Raw genomic sequence first — 13891 nt, forward strand, 5'->3', positions numbered from 1 at the left:
CGTTAAAAACGTCCTTTCTGATGGACATTCAGAAAATTTTATACCAGTAAAGCGTGAGACCGATTTGTGGATTAGCATACTGTTTCAACGTATCGACACCACCAAGCACGAATCCTTGCCGAGCGTAGAATCGGCATGCGATTAAATTGTCGTGCTGGGCTTCAAGCGATAAGCCGACTAAATTTCGCTCCTTGGCCCATGTCGTCGCAGCAGCGAGAAGTCGGTGTCCGACGCCATGTTTACGAAACGCTTGTTTGACAGCGATGTTTTCGATATAAGCGAAGCGATTCCAGTCACGAACGAGACGGATTTGTCCGATGCACGAATCACCCGAAAAGGCGAGAAAAACGATTCGGTCTTCCTTTTCGATGTACTTCGTCCAATCAAGTTGATCATCTGGGAAACGCGTCGTCTGCGAGATTTCGAGTAGATGTTCTTCATAAGACCACTTCCCCTCAACGAATCGAGGGGATACGTACCCGATAACCGGAAAGGTATCATTTGCATCATTGACGACAGCAATCGTTGAGGGGGTAAGTGGTTGAATCATGATTGTTTCTTTGTTTAACATGTAGTCCTCCATTTTTCATTCGATATACTTTACCGTGTGTAGACCATCTGCCCTCCGAGATGACCCGCGTACGCGAGTAGACCACTCCCGATGAGAGCGATGACTAGACTCACGATGAGCAGTCCTTTTCCTTTTGAGCGGTAGCTAAGTAAAAGAAATAATAACGATATACCAAAGGTAATCAAACTGTATAAAGCAAAGTCTTCATGGTGATGGATGTCGGCTCGGGCCAAATTCCATTTGTCGATGCCGAATTCCTCGGCTCCTTCTCCGGTGATGTAGGCGACGATGCCTGATAGTAGCCCGACGACGAGCGTGATTAAGGCAAATAACTTAAGTCGTGCCCATTTTAATGAAACCAGTAACAATAAGGTCGCAAATAATAACAGTCCGATTGGGGCATGCACGACGAGTGGGTGAAGCTGGATACCATTTAGCATGAAAGAACCTCCTTCAATGAGTTAGGAGCATTCTACCAAATATTAGAAGGAGGCAAGTTTCATTTTTTAAACAATAGGGTCATACGTCAACGTTTACGTTGGTGGAGCACTCGACGAAATCCCCAAACGAGGAGCGCAATGGCTAAGATGAACCACGTTGCGTGACGGATGGCGAAATGGGCGATCAAGGACCAGCGTTCTCCGAGCAATAATCCACTCCACATGAACAAGAGGGACCAGATTAAAAACGAGACACTTGTCAGCCAGGCGAAAGTCCAAAACCGAATTCGCAAAAAACCAGCGAGAAGGCCAAACAATGTCTTCCAGAGAGGGGGGAGTAACATGTAGTAGATACCATGCTGATGGAAGCGGATTTCTAGCTGTGTCAATCGGTTGAAGAAATTCGGGAATGTCCGTGCCAATCGTGATCGGATAGGTGGTCCACCCCAAAAAGCAATCGCATACAATATGCTTTGAGAGGCAACGAATGCAACGTTTGCGATGAGAATCATGGGTAAAAAGCTGACGACATGTATTGAAACGAGATACCCAGCGTAGGCTAAGATCAACTCCGTCGGAATGAAGTGTGCGAACAACGTAAGAATGATTCCGAGATACCGATATTGTTCCATTACCAGTTGCCAGTGCATCAGATGTCCCTCCCTTACATATAGCATTCCTTTTCTCAAAGAAATCAAATCGAGTCAAAGGTTTGAGTCAGATGGAAAAGGGAATTTTTTAACGATGACGAATACATAGTCAGAAGACGATGAAACAAGATAGAGAGACAGCAGTAGAGGACGTGACAACATGAACATGGATACGGTCAACCAGTATCTCGATGCCTATGGATATAGCGTTATTTTCATTTTTTTATTTTTTGGCATCGTTGGGATTCCAGCACCGGAGGAATCATTACTCGTCTTGGTCGGTATCTTAAGTGGTCAAAACGAAGAACGCTTAATCTATTCGATCTTGACCGCGTACGCGGGAACGTTTGTCGGGATGCTGACGGCATATGCAGCAGGACGTTTTTTCGGACCGACCGTCTTACGGTACGGTCGTTTCATCGGCTTGACGAAGGAACGCTGGGAGCGGGTCTCAAATGGCTACATGGGACGGATCAACCGGACGATTATCGTCGGTCTCTATATTCCAGGTGTACGACAGATCAATCCGTATTTTGCGGGGATGAAACGGATTCCATTTGGTCGGTATTTCTGGGTATCGGCACTTGGATCCGCACTGTGGGTTGTTCCTTTCGTCTTACTCGGACACTTTGCCGGCAAGACGTTTCATATCAAACCGGAAGTCGTGCCGTATTTCGGATTTGCCTTACTTGTGCTCTTCCTCTTAGGTGTACTCGTGAAATGGCTTAAACGTAAGCGACTTGAAAAACGCGTCGTTTCAGGAAAAAACCAAGCGGGAAAAGAAGACTAAGCGATACTTCTTTTAGAAGGATCATCGGGATAGTTTGAAGGAGTGGACAGACAATGCAAAAAATAGTGATCTTTCCTTTTTTAAGGATGCGATCCGGTCATCACCTTGTCGCTGAAGCGATCGCAGAACGATTGCAGGGACCAGGCGTTGAAGTCAAGGAAGTGGAATTGCTCAGTACGATCAGTCCGTTCGCGGAATGGGTGACGTCGAAGTTTTATCTGAACTGGATCCGCCATTTCTCAAACGGCTATAGTCGTTTTTATCATCGACACATTGCGGGACGCTCTAGCAACACACAATCGACAGGATGGACGTCGCATTATTTTCAACAACAAATGTTACGGATCATTCAGGCGGAACAGCCGGATGTCATCATCTGTACGCATGCCTTTCCGTCCTATCTGTTGAATCAATTGAAGGAACGAAACCTTTGTGACGTACCGGTCATCAATGCCTATACGGATTTGTTCGTCAGTCGGGTCTGGGGGAAGACGCATATCGAGTATCACTTGTTACCGAATGCAGAAGCAAAGCAGGAGTTGCTCAAGCAACATGCCGTGCCAGAAGAGCGCTTGTTCGTGACGGGAATTGCGGTCCATCCGGCAATCTCTGGCGGATCAATCTTCCGGTCGCCTCAGTCCCGCAAACAAATTCTCGTTGCCGGCGGGAACGGTGGACTTGGACAACTAGAGACGTTGCTGACGCAAATCGAGCACTGTTCGGAAGCTGACTTTTACGTCTTATGTGGCAATAATCGCTCGTTATATAAACGACTGTCGTCACGGAAACATGCTCACATCCATCCCCTCGCCTATATCGAGTCACGGAATGAAATGAATCAGTTGTATGAACGGATGGATGCAATTGTCACGAAGCCTGGTGGTGTAACGGTTAGCGAAGCATTCGAAAAACGGGTGCCGCTTTTCATGCAGCACGTCCTTCCAGGACAAGAAGAAATCAACCGCACCTATCTATTAAATAAAGGACTTGCGTTTTCGTTTGATCAAACGGATACGCTCGCTGACGTCATTCGGCGGACGCTTGAGAACCCGGACGTCATGCACCAATGGCATCAAGCAATCTCACTTTATCAAAGTGAGCAAGTCATTGCCGATCGAAGATTTTTTGAGGAACGGATTGCAGGTTGCCTTGAAAGCAACCGACGTCAAGTAAACGGATAAAGGAGAGTCATGCAGATGCGGTCACGTCTTGTCACAGCGGGAGTTCTCGCTACCCTTGCCTATACGGTCGTTCCGTATATGGCGTCACGCGTTTTCGGATGGCGCGTCACGAAGTCACTGGACTCACGATACGTCGCCTTGACATTCGATGATGGTCCAGATCCCGTCTATACAGCAGAATTACTAGACCTCTTACAAGAAGAAGGCATTCAAGCGACATTTTTCGTCGTTGGTCATAAAGCGGAAGCACACCCAGACATCATTCGCCGGATCCATGAGGAAGGTCATCAACTCGGGATTCACAACTATGTCCATCGTCCGAACTGGTCGATGCGACCGTCGACGGTCCGAGAAGGCATCAAGCGGACGTCAGCGATCATTGAACGGATCACCGGCGAACGGCCGACGGTCTATCGTCCACCGTGGGGCGCACTCAATGCGGGAGACGTCCTCTGTCCTCCTTCATACAAAATGATTCTCTGGTCGAAGATGGCGGAGGATTGGAAGTTAGAGGGTGGATCAGCAAAAATCAAACGGCTGCTATCGAGTGTAACAGAAGGGGATATCATCTTGTTACACGATAACGGGGATACGTTCGGCGCAGACCCTCAAGCACCCGTGCAGACGATTGCGGCGCTGAAAGAACTGTTACCGGAGTGGAAAGCACGCGGCTTACAGTTCCGTCGAATCGATCAAACGTAAAAAGAGGACCTACCATGAATCCGGTAGGTCCTCTTTTGTGTTGGTCACGCTTCGCGTGAGATATCGTCTTCACCTTCTTGACTATGGTGCAGCATCAAACGTCGCACGACGAACGAGCGTAAGAATAAGATGAAGGTGATGATCGGAAGAAGTAACGACCAAGATTGCGTTAAAAACAGTTCGTCGAACGTCGTAATCATGACGAAATGATGACCGACATACAACCACATGAAAAAGGAACTGACGAATAGGATCGTTTCTGACATCGTCATGAACTCAAAATCGGATTTCATTGCTTCACTCCTTATGGATAGTATGGAATCTCTTCAGACATACCGTACCGAACAATCAGATCTGTCTATCTCTAGCTACTTTTTACGAACGGACCGGTTCACGGTCATGTGTCGTAATCGCTGCCTCGGCATCGACTTCATGAAGAATGACACGATTTCGTCCTTGCTCCTTTGCAGCATAGAGCGCTTCATCCGCTAAAATGTTCATCCGCTGGACAGCGACATGTTTTCCATGGGCGATGCCAACGGACGTTGTGATCGTGATGGCAGGAAAACCGTCGAGCTGAAAGCGTGTGTTTGCAATCCGTTCACGAATCCGGTTAGCGACTTTTGTAACTTTAGACGGCGTCAAATCATACACGAGAACCATGAATTCCTCACCGCCGATCCGAGCCGTGATATCGTGTGGACGCGTCTCTTCCTGCAAAATCCGTGCGAACTGTTGTAAGACGAGATCACCGTTCGCATGCCCATATGTATCGTTGACATGCTTGAAGTGATCGATATCGAGTGCGAGTACATTGTAGAAACGTCCTTCTGTCTCTAACATCGCCGTCCGCTCATCCCAGACACGTCGATTATATAGTCCCGTTAAGTGATCGAGCTCCGCCGATTGTTTATAGCGTTGAACTTGTTCATTGAGCAACTGAAAGTCGATCGTCAACACACTTGATAAGAGTCCGACAGCGAGTCCAATCGACCACGTCGAGGCGAGTAAGCGAAGCGCGGCGTCACTAAAGCCAAGATTAATCGAAACCGCGATTGAGATCATGAACAAGGCCCAAACGTTCATGATGAGATTTTGCAAAAAGGGTCGGTGGAGCAAGCGTTTATGGATGAAATACATACCAGTACTGATACCAAGAACGGCAAGAAAAGCGACGACCGCTTGCGGTGTCCAACCGAAGTAAAAGCGGGAGCAAGCGATGATCAACGTCGCGATGATGAGTGGAGAACGAACACCGTAAAAGGCGAGCAGGACGAGCGGGAGATGACGCAAATCCATCCGCAACGAATCGTTGACGGCAATGCCTTTAAACATCAAGAGCACGCCGAGCAGTCCTGTTGCAAGACCGACGATAAGTGATTTTAAGCTGCTTGAGGCGAGACGTTGACTATAAATGATTTTAGCGATCAAATAAAAGCCGGTGAAGGCGATACAAGCATTCAATAACAACTCGGCAATGAACATCGGTTCCACATCCTTGAGTGTGATAGTGATACTTTCACGATAGCAGTTTGGCAAGGGATGTCAACGAGGGAGTTTCAAAATTTTAAAGATTCAGGTAAAGGCTTGCTCCTATGAAATCATTTGGTAAAATAAGAGAGCTCTAAGGGGAGGGATGAAGTTGAAAGGTAAACGGCTAACGATTCAAGCGAAGAAGTACGACGAACGTCCACACTATTCATGGGAAGGAATAGTCCTCGAGCAGACGGACAAGTATCTGCTCGTCGCAAATACGCCAGGACGGACGTTACATCATCATCGACGGGAAGCGATCTTTACATACGATAATTACAGTCTTGAATTTTATCCGTTCGACGCCGATTTTACGGTCGGTCTGGATGTGGAGCTTACTGGCGAGACAACGTACTACTGTAACATTTGTCTCCCACCGATCCTTCAAGGTGATGTCTTGTCGTTCATCGATCTTGACCTCGATCTCGTCTATCGAGACGGAGCATGGACGGTCGTCGATGAAGACGAATTTTTAGAGAATCAGAAATTGTATCACTACCCGATCGAACTGGTCGAACGAACCCGTACGTCGTTGCTCCATTTACAACAACGCATCGCGCAGCAACAGTTTCCGTTTGACGGTTTTTTAGATACGTTCATCCCGACCGTCCTGAAAATGAAGATTGGGAGGAATGACCAATGAACACGATTCGTTGCCACCGAGCATTTGGCGTTTATGGATTATTAATGAAAGACGATGCCTTACTCGTCATCGATAAGAATGGTGGACCGTATATCAATCGCTATGATTTACCAGGAGGCAGTCTAGAGGAAGGGGAGACGCTCGCTGAAGCAATGCGACGCGAGTTCACGGAAGAAACAGGGTTCGAAGTGGCAATCGACCGACAAGTCGGGGTCGCTGACTTCAAGCTCCCATGGGACTGGCGGGAATTCGATGAAGTTCATCACATTGCCGTCTTTTATCTCGTTAGGCAGACGGGTGGTGCGCTCGGTATTCCTGATCAATTCGCCGGACAAGATTCGCTCGGTGCCCGCTGGGTCAAGGAAGATGAAGTTTCAATCGATAACGCGTCACCGCTCGTACTCGAAGCATTCCGCTGGATTAAGGAACAACAACTCGATCTTGAGGCAAGACGATTTACGAACTGGCAGGTCTTGAAATGAATCGAAGCGCTCTTCGCATGAGGAGAGCGCTTTTTTTCATGTTCGATTCGCTAATGCAGCATCGAGCCGTCGTTTTTGATGCTGATGATGCGCGAGATGGTACGAAACGAGAGCGTACCACTCTGCTGCGTTCAACCACCCTATCCCACCGTGACGCGTCTTTTGGTCAGATGCTGTCGACTGAGCGATCGTTGCGAGCGTAGCGTGACGATCCATCAGCTGTCGCCAGCGCGACCGTAATCGCTCGACTTGATCCGTCTCGTCAGGTGGTGCATTCATCGCATCCGGTAAACGGATCGGAGTCGCCGGAAACGCACCGGCAGCAAATAATTGTTCCCCGAACGGAGACTTCCCGGATTCTGTTACGGGTGCGAACTGGCACGCCTCGACCTCATCTAAATATTCATGACTGACCATAATCAGATGGTCGTACATCTGACTGATCGACCATGTGTCGTGATCGAGATGGTGGATCAACTCGTCCGGTCGGTAGTGATTTAGCTCCTGCAAATAAAACGCGAATAGATTGTCCATCATGTCCCTCCTCAAAACTAGTCCTTATTCTTTTCGAACAAACAGTCACTTCTTCCTGTCATCTTTCCTAGAAAGGAGGAATCACCATGCAAGCCCCTTATCTTCCGGTTCCCCATACGCTCTTACGGAGCGGGACGGCATTTGCGTCCGTCCATGAAAAGATGATTTACCTAATCCTTGAAAGTTTCAGCGGTCAAGACGGTCAAGCATTTCCGTCCTATCAGACGATTGCCGACGCTGTCCCGTGCAGCAAATCAACGGTCAAGTCGTGTATCCAGTCCTTGATTGCGAGCGGTCGGATTGAAAAGGTCGAACGGTTTACGAAACACGGAGGACAGACATCAAATGCCTACCGTGTCCTGCCCCGTGTTGAGAGTACACCCCCGCCGAGTCAAGAGATGACCGCCCTCGAGGTATCAGTTGACTCCGAAGAAGAAGTCTTGAAGAAAACGTCTTTAAAAATGGAACTGGTGCAGCAGTACGAGACGAATCTCGGAAAGGCGACGCCACGAATCGAACAGGAACTCTTGCAGCTTGCGTCGGAGCATCCGATCGAGCGGATTCAGTACGCGATTGAAGAGGCAGCTCGCGCGAACAGTCGTCATTTCGGGTACATCGAACAAGTCGTCAAGCGTCTCGCGACCGGATTACCAGCTGAACGGCCGAAACGAATAACCAAACGTTCAAGAAGAGATAATTCATTATTTCAATTACCGAATTGGGTGAAACAAGAAAAAGTAGCACAACTCGCTTACGAGGCGAAACAACAAGAGCAGCAAGTCATTCCTGACGACGCCGAAATCGCTGAATTGTTACAAGCGTTAACAAGGGAGGGAGCTTGATGCAACTAAAAGAGTTACTGCAACGGGCGAACCAAAAACTAACCATTCCCGGCATGCATCCGACTGTCGTCCGAATCGCGCGTGATGTGATCCAAGAGCTCTATCCGCAAGGAATTAAGCTCGGCATTGCGCAAAGCTTTCGGAGCATTGCGGAACAAAATGCATTATATGCGAAAGGACGGACGACGCCAGGACCAATTGTGACACAAGCACGAGGTGGTCAATCAAACCATAATTTTGGTGTCGCAATCGACGTTTTTCTTTATCAGGATGGAGCATTGTTTCTCTCTCCACCAGACGCTCGGCTCCGAAGAATCGTTGCGGCGATGAAGCGGCGCGGGATGGACTGGGGAGGTGATTGGTCTCGTTTTCCGGACTATCCACACTTCGAACTGTATGATCATGTCAGTCTTGCGCGGCATCATGTACCAAAACCAGGACATTATATCCGTGAACGGATCCAAGCACCGGAACTCGTTCGGGCAATCGAAAAACGATTAGGTCTAGCGGTAACCGGAGTGTTTGATGCCCGGTTGACGGACGCTGTTCGAGCGTTTCAACAAACAGGTCGGCTTGCGGTAGACGGGGTCGTCGGTCCGCAAACATGGCGGCGTCTGTTTCCGGTGTCGCCATGATTCGTGTTCAGGCGTGGATTCGCCTCTTAATTCCGCTCTATGTTTTTCTTGAATTACTCTTACCGACACTCGGTTTTACAGCATTGCCGGTTTCGTCAAGTGACGTCGAGCGATTCGTGACGGGTTTGGTTGGACTAGTCGGTCTGCTCCTTGCTTGGTGGAAGAATAATGACGTGACAGAACGGGCACTCAGACGAAGACAAGCACAGGAACAGCTGGAAAACACATCCATAACCGATTGAGTGGGCTGGGAGCGTTTGGAATGTGTCGGCAACGGGCATTATTTCATACAAACGACTAACAGTTTGATTTCAAGATACCGATATACGAAATAGACTTTAGTCAAGTAGATAGAGAAAGAAAGGTCGGTCTTTTTGTGAAATGGTCAACGTTGCAGCGGTATTTGTTTTTAGCACTCTGTGCGCTTTTACTTACATGTGTCTGGAGCTATCAAGCTTTCTTGAAAATTGAACGAGAGAATGCACGTATCTTAAACGAAGCGATTCCCATCTCGACGGAAGCGGCAGAGTTGTTTCCGGCGTTACTGAACCTTGAACTGGTCGTCCGCAGTTACATCCTCTCACCAAACGAGGCAGATCTAGCGCAGTATGATCGGACGATTGATCGACTCGATCAAACGGTCTTGCGGCTGAATCAACTCGATGAGAACCATCCGATCATGCGAAAACTCGTTCGAACGGAAGCGATTCCCCGGATCGAGACAGCAAAGCAATTTTATGATGCACAATTGGCACTCGTCATGAGTGGCGATCGTACAGTTGCGGAGGCCAAGCGTTATCAAGGAATGCAGTACATCGAGACGTTTCGTCCGATCGATGCCCGCTTACGGACCGACGTCAACCGGATCATTGCTGAAGCAACGAATCGTTCCGAGCAAGCATCGAGTGCTGCGAAATGGGTCATCGTCGTCGTTGCGAGCATCGCTATTCTCGTCTTAATCGCATTCATCCAGACATTTCGGATGGAACGCAGTAAACAAGCCTTGATACATCGTTCTTTGCATGACGCTTTGACTGGTATACCAAATCGGCGAGCGTTCGATGAACGGTTGGAACAACTCTTAGAAGAAGCTAAACATCAGCAGACACCACTCTCTTTGATTTTGATTGATGTCGATGCCTTCAAATCCTATAATGATACGTATGGTCATTTAAAAGGGGATGAATGTTTGAAGGAAGTCGCTCGTGTTCTGAAGCGGCAAGCCCGTCACGGACAAGTTGCACGGTACGGTGGGGAGGAATTCACGGTCTTGATATCGCGTGGATTAGAAGAAACTCGTCATATTGCAGAGCGAATCCGGCAAGACATTCTCGACTTGAACATTGTACATGAACGATATGAACCCCTTTGTCGGGTCAGCGTCAGTCTTGGGTTGACATCGCTTGTACCCGGAGCAGAGACGACGGAAAAAGAGATCATCGATCAAGCCGACCAAGCGTTGTATCGGGCAAAAGAGAATGGGCGGAACCAAATCGGTGACATGGCAGGGTAACGAATAATCAGACGGGAATGAAGAAGGGTGATACACCTAGGATTTGTTTTTGAAAAAAAGCACGATATGGAAAACGCTATTCGAGCGGTCTTGGGTACTTTTCATCCAGACATACACTACCTTAGATTTGGTTATGCGACAGATCCAGACGGATCGCAGTGGATCGAGAAAAAAGGTCTTGTGAAAGACTGGTCTCCCTTGCTGGATAATTATTACGGGAATGCCTCTCTCGTCTTAACCGCGTATCACGGATTGCTGACAGTACCTGTTCGAATGACGATCGAAAAAGAACCGGATTGTTTTGGTTTTCAATTCGGTTTTCGAGAAGAAAACTTAATCCCGTTGACGATCGACCAGCAAGAGGCAATTTTCATGAAGGATATGCAAAGGATTGCTGACAGTTCGACCGCTCTGTATGCCTTTTGTGATTTTGATGCGGAAATCGAGCATGCGATAACGGAACGAAAACGGATCAACCGAGAATATGCGATCGTCTACTGGACAAAACAACAGGCTTTTTCGAAGAATCCTTGGAAAATCGATGGTTTTACAAACCGATAAACATAAAAGTCCCCCGCGTTAACTTCGGACGCGGGGGACTTTTTCATTGTAAGATGACACAATACGATCGATCGGAAATGAGAGGTGCCGATATGACATAAACCGTCTTGACAGGTTCACCACCGACACGTGCATCGAGTTGTGTAAGCTGGGATCGAATTTTGCGGCTCAAACCATAGCGAATCTCAGTACTCAGTTCATCGACATCTTCTTGTACGTGCAAGAGAAGTTGGAACGGTTCAAGCGAAAAGATTGAAAAATCACAGGAAATCCGTGGATCCTCGAATTTTTCATTCAATTCTTTCTTAATGAAATAGGCTTCTTGTGCACTGATCATCTTCTCTCACCTCACTCTCCTGGTTAAACGACGCTTTCTCTACTATAGTCTATATTACCCATTTTTCTGCCAACTAATCGTTTGAAATTGAAATGTAATCAATCCAATATTAAAAAACGCCTAAAAAAATTTTTCAAGATGCAATTTTATCCGTTTGCAATCAAAAAACCGCCGAGCTTCAAAGAGCGGGGCGGTAAAATAGAAAATTTATTAAATTGATGACTGGACTTGGCATCTCTTTAAATAGTGCTCCATCGATTGGACGAAGAAGGTCATTTGATGTGTCGAGATAACCGGCACTTTCCCATACCGGACTTCAAAATAAAGTGGATCGACAGGCGACGGGAACGCGATTCGATCAAACCATTCCGTTACAGTCTCGTGCGTCCGGCGCTGTAACGAAAGTGGCAGTTGTGCATTAAACTGAGCGAGTTTTCTTCGAATCGAGTCAGCAGGTAAGTCTTTTGTCTCATAAATGAGAATCGGGAAACGCTGTGACAACACGTACTCCGATGGATCGATACGAGGTCGACGTAGCCACTGAAGATAGTGCCATAAAAACCAGCTACAAAACAGGAGAACGAGACATAAGATGAGAAGATAAGGAGGTGTCGTCACGGAAGAGTCAAAACCAGTCCGAAACCATGCAGCTGGAGGATCAAATTCGCTAACCGTGGCAGTAGCCGTATTCTCACCATAAGACGTTCCTTCCTCAACTGTATCAAACAGCGATTCTTTCGGACCGCAGCGGTCCATGCAGTATGTATTTGTTGCTGGATCGATTTGTCCAAGCAATGATGTATAAAGTGACGGGATGAATTGTTGAACAGTAAGTAGTAAGAGAAAGACGAGTAGAATAAGAAGCAATAGGCGAGTGCGAAGCGTTTGCACGATTGAGACACCTCCTTTGGCGAGTACGTTCAACAGACTTTCGCTACACAGTATAGCAAAAGCACAGAGAGAATATTTTGATTTTTTCAAAAAATAGTCATTGATTTAGAAAGGAATGAAAGAGATGGATTTACGCACGAGTTACCAAGGAACGACCAAACGTTTAGATGGACATGGAAACCGGACGGTAGGAGTATTGCAAGAAGCGTTGCAGGGTGTTGCTGCCGATCAACCAAGCGATATCTATGGCAACGGCGAATTAATCAAGACGTTTGAGCGCAAGATGGTAGACTTACTCGGACACGAAGATGCGGTCTTTTTTCCGAGCGGTACGATGGCGCAGCAGATTGCGTTACGCATCTGGTCGGACGAACGAGATAATCGCAAGGTCGCCTACCATCCGCTTTGTCATCTCGAAATTCATGAACAGGACGGCTTAAAGAAACTGCACGGGATCGAACCAGTACTAGTCGGAGAAGCCGACCGTTTAATGACGATGGACGACATCAAAGCTTTGCCGGACGTCAGCTGTTTGTTGTTGGAACTGCCGCAACGCGAACTCGGTGGACTGCTTCCGTCGCGAGAGGAACTTGAAATCATCTGCGCGTATGCCCGCAAACAGAATATCCGACTTCACTTGGACGGTGCCCGTTTACTTGAGGTCTTACCATATTATGAGGCAGAAGCAAAGGACATCGCGCAGCTGTTTGACAGTGTCTATATCTCGTTTTATAAGGGACTCGGTGGCGTCGCAGGAGCAATCTTAGCTGGATCAGAAACGTTTTGCCAAGATGCGCGAATCTGGAAACGGCGCTATGGCGGTGATTTGATCAGTCTCTATCCGTATATTCTGTCTGCCGATCATTATTATGAACAACGAAAAGACCGCATGGCGGAGTACCATGCAGCCGCAAAAGCGCTAGCGAGCAGATTGAATGCGATTCCAGGCATTTCGACGCGTCCAGTAGAGCCTGTTTCGAACATGTTTCACCTCTACTTCGAGGCAGAAAAAGCTGTCGTTGAGGAAAAATTGACTGCCATCCAGTCGCACGGAAAAGTCGGCATCGCTGGTTATCTAGTTGACAAACATACCGGCTGCGCAACAGAAATCAATACCGGTGATAGTTTTCTTGCGTTAACGCCTGCCGAACGCGAAACGGTCTATCGTCAATTGACGGAGGCGTTCTCAGAGGATTGAATGACGTCCGGAGCGGGAATCGTAGGATGGAGGCGACGATAGGTGTCGACTTTTTCTGCGATCATTCGCTCCGTTTCTTGTAATGCTGCGAGTTGTGCTAAGACGTTCGCATGGTGTGCTTCAAGCAGCGCGAGGCGTTCCCGCGTTGTATCTTGCTCCCCCTGAGCAAGGAATAGTGACACATACGAACGGATTTGCTCGATTGGCATGTGCGTTGCGCGCAAGCGGAGGACGAACCGAAGCCACGTCACGTCTTGGTCGTTGTAACGTCGTTGACCGTTCTGACGTTTTGGGAACAGCAATCCTTCTTTTTCGTAATAGCGGATTGTATGAGCACTCGTTTCGGTCAGTTGACTGATTTCAGAAATCGTATACATGAATCTCACCT

20 protein-coding genes are annotated in these 13891 nt (G+C 47.8%); 11 read left to right on the forward strand and 9 right to left on the reverse strand.

The features are described 5' to 3' along the window. Positions 1 to 28: 28 nt before the first annotated feature. The 3 genes from ADM98_RS09235 to ADM98_RS09245 all read right to left on the reverse strand — a co-directional run bounded on the left by ADM98_RS09235 (position 29) and on the right by ADM98_RS09245 (position 1661). Positions 29 to 571, reverse strand: a complete 543-nt coding sequence (locus ADM98_RS09235) for a GNAT family N-acetyltransferase (RefSeq protein WP_053453230.1) — start codon at positions 569 to 571, stop codon at positions 29 to 31. 29 nt (positions 572 to 600) lie between these two features. Then, the gene (locus tag ADM98_RS09240) at positions 601 to 1011 is read right to left on the reverse strand and encodes a DUF2231 domain-containing protein (RefSeq protein WP_053453231.1); all 411 of its coding nucleotides are present in this window, start codon (positions 1009 to 1011) and stop codon (positions 601 to 603) included. 86 nt (positions 1012 to 1097) lie between these two features. Further along, entirely contained in the window at positions 1098 to 1661 is a 564-nt protein-coding gene (locus ADM98_RS09245) for a DedA family protein (RefSeq protein WP_053453232.1), read from the reverse strand. 160 nt (positions 1662 to 1821) lie between these two features. Here ADM98_RS09245 and ADM98_RS09250 point away from each other — a divergent pair, with 160 nt between their 5' ends. The 3 genes from ADM98_RS09250 to ADM98_RS09260 all read left to right on the forward strand — a co-directional run bounded on the left by ADM98_RS09250 (position 1822) and on the right by ADM98_RS09260 (position 4334). Continuing rightward, on the forward strand, positions 1822 to 2451 hold the full coding sequence (locus ADM98_RS09250) for a DedA family protein (protein ID WP_053453233.1): 630 nt from the start codon (positions 1822 to 1824) through the stop codon (positions 2449 to 2451). A gap of 86 nt (positions 2452 to 2537) precedes the next feature. After that, positions 2538 to 3632, forward strand: coding sequence for an MGDG synthase family glycosyltransferase (locus tag ADM98_RS09255; RefSeq protein WP_160315927.1), 1095 nt, complete (start codon positions 2538 to 2540; stop codon positions 3630 to 3632). A gap of 15 nt (positions 3633 to 3647) precedes the next feature. Beyond that, positions 3648 to 4334 (forward strand): polysaccharide deacetylase family protein, encoded by a 687-nt coding sequence (locus ADM98_RS09260; RefSeq protein ID WP_053453235.1) that lies wholly within the window; start codon positions 3648 to 3650, stop codon positions 4332 to 4334. Positions 4335 to 4378: 44 nt separating this feature from the next. Here ADM98_RS09260 and ADM98_RS09265 read toward each other — a convergent pair whose 3' ends face one another. After that, on the reverse strand, positions 4379 to 4627 hold the full coding sequence (locus ADM98_RS09265; protein ID WP_053453236.1) for a hypothetical protein: 249 nt from the start codon (positions 4625 to 4627) through the stop codon (positions 4379 to 4381). 82 nt (positions 4628 to 4709) lie between these two features. Beyond that, a complete protein-coding gene (locus tag ADM98_RS09270) occupies positions 4710 to 5819 on the reverse strand; it encodes a GGDEF domain-containing protein (protein ID WP_053453237.1) in 1110 nt (369 codons plus the stop codon). Positions 5820 to 5976: 157 nt separating this feature from the next. Between ADM98_RS09270 and ADM98_RS09275 the strand changes: the two genes are divergently transcribed. Beyond that, complete coding sequence (locus tag ADM98_RS09275; RefSeq protein ID WP_160315928.1) at positions 5977 to 6510, forward strand: DUF402 domain-containing protein; 534 nt, start codon at positions 5977 to 5979, stop codon at positions 6508 to 6510. After that, on the forward strand, positions 6507 to 6992 hold the full coding sequence (locus ADM98_RS09280; RefSeq protein WP_053453239.1) for an NUDIX hydrolase: 486 nt from the start codon (positions 6507 to 6509) through the stop codon (positions 6990 to 6992). The genes ADM98_RS09275 and ADM98_RS09280 overlap by 4 nt, the downstream gene beginning before the upstream one ends. A 36-nt stretch (positions 6993 to 7028) precedes the next feature. Here ADM98_RS09280 and ADM98_RS09285 read toward each other — a convergent pair whose 3' ends face one another. After that, positions 7029 to 7526, reverse strand: coding sequence for a DinB family protein (locus ADM98_RS09285; protein WP_053453240.1), 498 nt, complete (start codon positions 7524 to 7526; stop codon positions 7029 to 7031). An 86-nt stretch (positions 7527 to 7612) separates the two neighbouring features. On the opposite strand from ADM98_RS09285, the gene ADM98_RS09290 reads away from it, so the two are divergent. From ADM98_RS09290 to ADM98_RS09310, 5 genes are all read left to right on the forward strand, one after another. Continuing rightward, positions 7613 to 8368, forward strand: a complete 756-nt coding sequence (locus ADM98_RS09290; protein ID WP_053453241.1) for a helix-turn-helix domain-containing protein — start codon at positions 7613 to 7615, stop codon at positions 8366 to 8368. Then, a complete protein-coding gene (locus ADM98_RS09295; RefSeq protein ID WP_053453242.1) occupies positions 8368 to 9003 on the forward strand; it encodes a M15 family metallopeptidase in 636 nt (211 codons plus the stop codon). Before ADM98_RS09290 ends, ADM98_RS09295 begins: the two co-directional genes overlap by 1 nt. Then, positions 8973 to 9245: a phage holin gene (locus tag ADM98_RS09300; protein ID WP_082318528.1), complete on the forward strand. Its 273-nt coding sequence runs from the start codon at positions 8973 to 8975 to the stop codon at positions 9243 to 9245. Before ADM98_RS09295 ends, ADM98_RS09300 begins: the two co-directional genes overlap by 31 nt. A gap of 134 nt (positions 9246 to 9379) precedes the next feature. After that, on the forward strand, positions 9380 to 10516 hold the full coding sequence (locus ADM98_RS09305; RefSeq protein ID WP_053453244.1) for a GGDEF domain-containing protein: 1137 nt from the start codon (positions 9380 to 9382) through the stop codon (positions 10514 to 10516). 66 nt (positions 10517 to 10582) lie between these two features. Next, positions 10583 to 11077: an Imm64 family immunity protein gene (locus ADM98_RS09310; protein WP_053453245.1), complete on the forward strand. Its 495-nt coding sequence runs from the start codon at positions 10583 to 10585 to the stop codon at positions 11075 to 11077. Positions 11078 to 11120: 43 nt separating this feature from the next. Here the strand turns inward: ADM98_RS09310 and ADM98_RS09315 are convergent, their stop codons facing one another. Both ADM98_RS09315 and ADM98_RS09320 read right to left on the reverse strand, forming a co-directional pair. Next, entirely contained in the window at positions 11121 to 11414 is a 294-nt protein-coding gene (locus ADM98_RS09315) for a hypothetical protein (RefSeq protein ID WP_053453246.1), read from the reverse strand. Positions 11415 to 11624: 210 nt separating this feature from the next. Next, positions 11625 to 12305, reverse strand: coding sequence for a hypothetical protein (locus ADM98_RS09320; RefSeq protein WP_053453247.1), 681 nt, complete (start codon positions 12303 to 12305; stop codon positions 11625 to 11627). 124 nt (positions 12306 to 12429) lie between these two features. On the opposite strand from ADM98_RS09320, the gene ADM98_RS09325 reads away from it, so the two are divergent. Next, positions 12430 to 13503: a threonine aldolase family protein gene (locus tag ADM98_RS09325; RefSeq protein WP_053453248.1), complete on the forward strand. Its 1074-nt coding sequence runs from the start codon at positions 12430 to 12432 to the stop codon at positions 13501 to 13503. Here ADM98_RS09325 and ADM98_RS09330 read toward each other — a convergent pair. Beyond that, positions 13473 to 13880 (reverse strand): MerR family transcriptional regulator, encoded by a 408-nt coding sequence (locus ADM98_RS09330; protein WP_053453249.1) that lies wholly within the window; start codon positions 13878 to 13880, stop codon positions 13473 to 13475. The genes ADM98_RS09325 and ADM98_RS09330 overlap by 31 nt on opposite strands. Positions 13881 to 13891 lie beyond the last annotated feature (11 nt).

This window comes from Exiguobacterium sp. BMC-KP, assembly GCF_001275385.1.
GTDB lineage: Bacteria > Bacillota > Bacilli > Exiguobacteriales > Exiguobacteriaceae > Exiguobacterium_A.

Excerpts from the sequence above, each read along its gene's own strand:
- ADM98_RS09235 (WP_053453230.1), bottom strand. The coding sequence starts at position 571 with ATGTTAAACAAAGAAACAATCATGATTCAACCACTTACCCCCTCAACG.
- ADM98_RS09240 (WP_053453231.1), bottom strand. The coding sequence starts at position 1,011 with ATGCTAAATGGTATCCAGCTTCACCCACTCGTCGTGCATGCCCCAATC.
- ADM98_RS09245 (WP_053453232.1), bottom strand. The coding sequence starts at position 1,661 with ATGCACTGGCAACTGGTAATGGAACAATATCGGTATCTCGGAATCATT.
- ADM98_RS09250 (WP_053453233.1), top strand. The coding sequence starts at position 1,822 with ATGAACATGGATACGGTCAACCAGTATCTCGATGCCTATGGATATAGC.
- ADM98_RS09255 (WP_160315927.1), top strand. The coding sequence starts at position 2,538 with ATGCGATCCGGTCATCACCTTGTCGCTGAAGCGATCGCAGAACGATTG.
- ADM98_RS09260 (WP_053453235.1), top strand. The coding sequence starts at position 3,648 with ATGCGGTCACGTCTTGTCACAGCGGGAGTTCTCGCTACCCTTGCCTAT.
- ADM98_RS09265 (WP_053453236.1), bottom strand. The coding sequence starts at position 4,627 with ATGAAATCCGATTTTGAGTTCATGACGATGTCAGAAACGATCCTATTC.
- ADM98_RS09270 (WP_053453237.1), bottom strand. The coding sequence starts at position 5,819 with ATGTTCATTGCCGAGTTGTTATTGAATGCTTGTATCGCCTTCACCGGC.
- ADM98_RS09280 (WP_053453239.1), top strand. The coding sequence starts at position 6,507 with ATGAACACGATTCGTTGCCACCGAGCATTTGGCGTTTATGGATTATTA.
- ADM98_RS09285 (WP_053453240.1), bottom strand. The coding sequence starts at position 7,526 with ATGGACAATCTATTCGCGTTTTATTTGCAGGAGCTAAATCACTACCGA.
- ADM98_RS09290 (WP_053453241.1), top strand. The coding sequence starts at position 7,613 with ATGCAAGCCCCTTATCTTCCGGTTCCCCATACGCTCTTACGGAGCGGG.
- ADM98_RS09295 (WP_053453242.1), top strand. The coding sequence starts at position 8,368 with ATGCAACTAAAAGAGTTACTGCAACGGGCGAACCAAAAACTAACCATT.
- ADM98_RS09300 (WP_082318528.1), top strand. The coding sequence starts at position 8,973 with ATGGCGGCGTCTGTTTCCGGTGTCGCCATGATTCGTGTTCAGGCGTGG.
- ADM98_RS09310 (WP_053453245.1), top strand. The coding sequence starts at position 10,583 with ATGGAAAACGCTATTCGAGCGGTCTTGGGTACTTTTCATCCAGACATA.
- ADM98_RS09315 (WP_053453246.1), bottom strand. The coding sequence starts at position 11,414 with ATGATCAGTGCACAAGAAGCCTATTTCATTAAGAAAGAATTGAATGAA.
- ADM98_RS09325 (WP_053453248.1), top strand. The coding sequence starts at position 12,430 with ATGGATTTACGCACGAGTTACCAAGGAACGACCAAACGTTTAGATGGA.
- ADM98_RS09330 (WP_053453249.1), bottom strand. The coding sequence starts at position 13,880 with ATGTATACGATTTCTGAAATCAGTCAACTGACCGAAACGAGTGCTCAT.